The following is a 2,960-nucleotide window of genomic DNA, read 5'->3' as shown; positions in this document are numbered from 1 at the left end:
AATTGGAACATTGCCTGCGTTCTTAAATTTTAAACTAATATCTACAGTCTCAACCTCACTTAAAGGCTTTTTCAAGCCCATAAACATAATATGATAAGACATCGGCTTTAGCATAAGCGTCTCTCCAATTTCAAACACCTTGTTTGGTGTAGTTCTACCCGTTTTGCTATTGGACTTGAGACGCTGATAAGCACATCTTCTGCATTAGAAATATTAGTTATCTTGCCGTAAGCAGCAGCTGATCTGGCATTTTTTGCACCTTGATTCATATAAAAATCCTCAATCTTGATGGGTTTTGGTAACAATGAGAGTATATTGGCAATAAATTCTTTTTCAGTAGTGCCCGTAGCCAAGGCTTCGCACATCGCCCTCAGTATCAATCAAGTATAAAACGATGCCATGATTATAAACATTGGTAGTCGCATTTCGGGTATTACTTTTTTTGACCACACTGCAATAATCGACAAACTCAACTGGAATATCTTCGGCAATTTTGGTGTATTTCATTTGAAATAGCTCGGCAATTTGGTCAACATTTTCCCTGCTGCCCGTTATGCCTATAAAGTCCTTATTAAAATGTGCCATAAACTCTTTTAAATGTTGCGGTGTATCGTATTCTGGATCAATAGAGACAAATAAAATTTTGGTCTTTTTTCGTACATACGCGGGCAACCCTTCGTATACTTTCTTTAAATAACCCAAAGTAAAAGGACAAATATCAGGGCAGTTAGTATAACCATAACCCATCACCACCACATTACCCTTGTAGTCACTAAATTGCACTGCTTTATTGTTACTGTCAACAGCATTAAAATTGCCACCGACGCCACTTAAAACGGGTAAATTTATTTCAGCACTCACATTCAGTGTAATAAAAAAGGGTCATGACAACTTAAGCGACTCTTTTCTGAACATTTCAAGCAAAATCTTATAAAGATTTTGCTTGCGATTATTGAATCTAAATTCACATTCTTTCAAGTGTAAATTAAACATATTTTTATTCATTCCTTTAAATTTTACCAGCCTTGTTTTGGCATAACCCCAAAATGATTCTATGCCGTTAATATGTGCATTACCACGAGCAAATTCATTCTTGCTATGATGTACTCTAAAATGCTTCTTATAGTCAAAATCTACTAAACCATTATACCCTCGCCAACCATCAGAATGAATGATGCTTTCAATACTAGTTTTACCCTTGATAATCCTTTGTAGGGTAGTACTTTTGCAGTTTGGAACAATCTCAGTATAAACCTTATCACCTCTTTTTAGCAAGCCAAAAACAATGGTTTCCCCTAAGGCGCCACGGCCGCGTTTTCCGCGGACGTGCCGTGCGTCAAAATAGCTTTCATCGACTTCAATCTGCCCCACTAGTGGGGCAGGCAGATTGAAGTATGGATAGTTCTACAATTCTAAGCCTAATAGCGGTTAAATACTTGTTGATTGTTTGTCTGCTCAATCCTGTTAATTCCTTGATTTGAACTGCGTTCAAATCAAGAGAAAAATACTTAATTATTTCTCTAAATTTCTTCTCTGAAATACGGGAACGATTTACATACTTGTTTTTTTACTTTCATAACGGTACTTTAACATGATTTTAAATATGCTTAAGTTGTCATGACCCATTTTTTTAAACCCAGCCTTAGCCTTGCTAGGGCAGAGTTTTTTTTAAAAATACCAAGTTGACAAAAATTGAATTCTGCTAATCCTCCATATTTATACAAAGGTCTCAGAATATTTTAAAAATGCTGATCAAGATGTTCAAGGTAAACTTTTTCAATCCAATCGGTATTTCCTGCAATGACATTATCGGCATGAAAAGTAGGGATTTGATTGCGAATACTTAAATAATGATTGGTCATTATTAAGGGTTGTAATAAATCATCAATATGTGTGGCGTTTTTCAAGACAAAGCCTTTGCCTAAATCACTGCTTTTCATATTAGAGGTTGTTACAATCATAAAGCTTTCTGCTGGGACTTGACCACCTTCGCCATATTCATCAGTGATAATAAAGGTTTTTTGATAAAGCAAAACCTCATCAAGCCACCGAACAAGAGGGGCTGGCATATTAAACCACATAATCGGTGTGATATAAATAAGGGTATCTGCCCATAATAGTTTGTCTAACTCCCTGTCCATATTTAGCGTTTCTTTGGTTACATCCGATATTTTAACTTTGTGATTTTTATCGCTCAAATTTTTATCGGTTAAATAACTCAAAAAACCATTTAACTGACCTTTTGCATCAAAAATTGAGTATCCTGCTGTAACTAATAATATGTTCATTTTTCCTCCTATGGAATAATAGAAACCTTTGTATAAAATCAATCTCAATTGTTAAATTTTCTGGACCTTTTAAAAACACTTGTTTCGTATTTGAATCGGGTACAAAATTTTCCTCAAAAGAAATTTTTAAATGGGTTATATGTTGAATAAAATTTGAATAACCCTCTCTAGAAAAAGCAATATGATCAAGCAAGCCATTGTTAGCTTTTGATGAAAAGTTATTAAAACTTGCCTCTTCTCCAAAAATATGAATGATTGCATTTTGCTTGTTTTGTGGTGAATACAACCAATAACCATCAAAAGAAAAAGGGGGGTCTAAATGAAGCTCCCCCACTTGACTGGACACCAAACTAATATTTTACGCATTATTTTTCTGTATCAATAATCTTTTTTGAGGTTTGCACCCAAGGTCAGGCTACGAAGGAGCAAAGCCCCAACTTGGAACTTGTTCCAAGCCCTAACTTAAGCCTTAAAGGCTTAATGTTAAGTTAGGGAATATTGTTGCGATAAAACCTCTTTTCATAATCATTAGGCGAGTAATAATCAATCGTTGAATGTCGCCTAATTTTGTTATAAAACACTTCAATATATTCAAAGATAGCACTGCTTGCTTGTTTCCTAGTTTGATAAATTTTCTGATTGATTAACTCTGTTTTTAGGGTGTTAAAAAAA

4 protein-coding genes and 2 pseudogenes are annotated in these 2,960 nt (G+C 34.8%); all 6 read right to left on the bottom strand.

Annotation, left to right across the window (positions count from 1 at the left end; all coding sequences use genetic code 11):
• Positions 1-269, bottom strand: a pseudogene (locus BTHERMOSOX_RS12175) (copper chaperone PCu(A)C); the annotation flags it as partial.
• Between the two features lie 64 nt (positions 270-333).
• Entirely contained in the window at positions 334-861 is a 528-nt protein-coding gene (locus BTHERMOSOX_RS10075; protein WP_171004736.1) for an SCO family protein, read from the bottom strand.
• Between the two features lie 21 nt (positions 862-882).
• Positions 883-1,540 (bottom strand): annotated as a pseudogene (locus BTHERMOSOX_RS10070) (IS1595 family transposase).
• Positions 1,541-1,739: 199 nt separating this feature from the next.
• Positions 1,740-2,288, bottom strand: coding sequence for an NAD(P)H-dependent oxidoreductase (locus BTHERMOSOX_RS10065; RefSeq protein ID WP_138121029.1), 549 nt, complete (start codon positions 2,286-2,288; stop codon positions 1,740-1,742).
• Entirely contained in the window at positions 2,248-2,637 is a 390-nt protein-coding gene (locus tag BTHERMOSOX_RS10060) for a VOC family protein (RefSeq protein WP_212744654.1), read from the bottom strand. The genes BTHERMOSOX_RS10065 and BTHERMOSOX_RS10060 overlap by 41 nt, the downstream gene beginning before the upstream one ends.
• Positions 2,638-2,776: 139 nt before the next feature.
• Positions 2,777-2,960: IS3 family transposase (locus BTHERMOSOX_RS10055; protein ID WP_171004689.1), on the bottom strand; the 184-nt coding region annotated here is incomplete at its 5' end.

The organism is Bathymodiolus heckerae thiotrophic gill symbiont (genome assembly GCF_900128515.1).
Lineage (GTDB): Bacteria > Pseudomonadota > Gammaproteobacteria > PS1 > Pseudothioglobaceae > Thioglobus_A.
This window is presented reverse-complemented; position numbering and strand designations above follow the sequence as displayed.

Excerpts from the sequence above, each read along its gene's own strand:
- BTHERMOSOX_RS10065 (WP_138121029.1), bottom strand. The coding sequence starts at position 2,288 with ATGAACATATTATTAGTTACAGCAGGATACTCAATTTTTGATGCAAAA.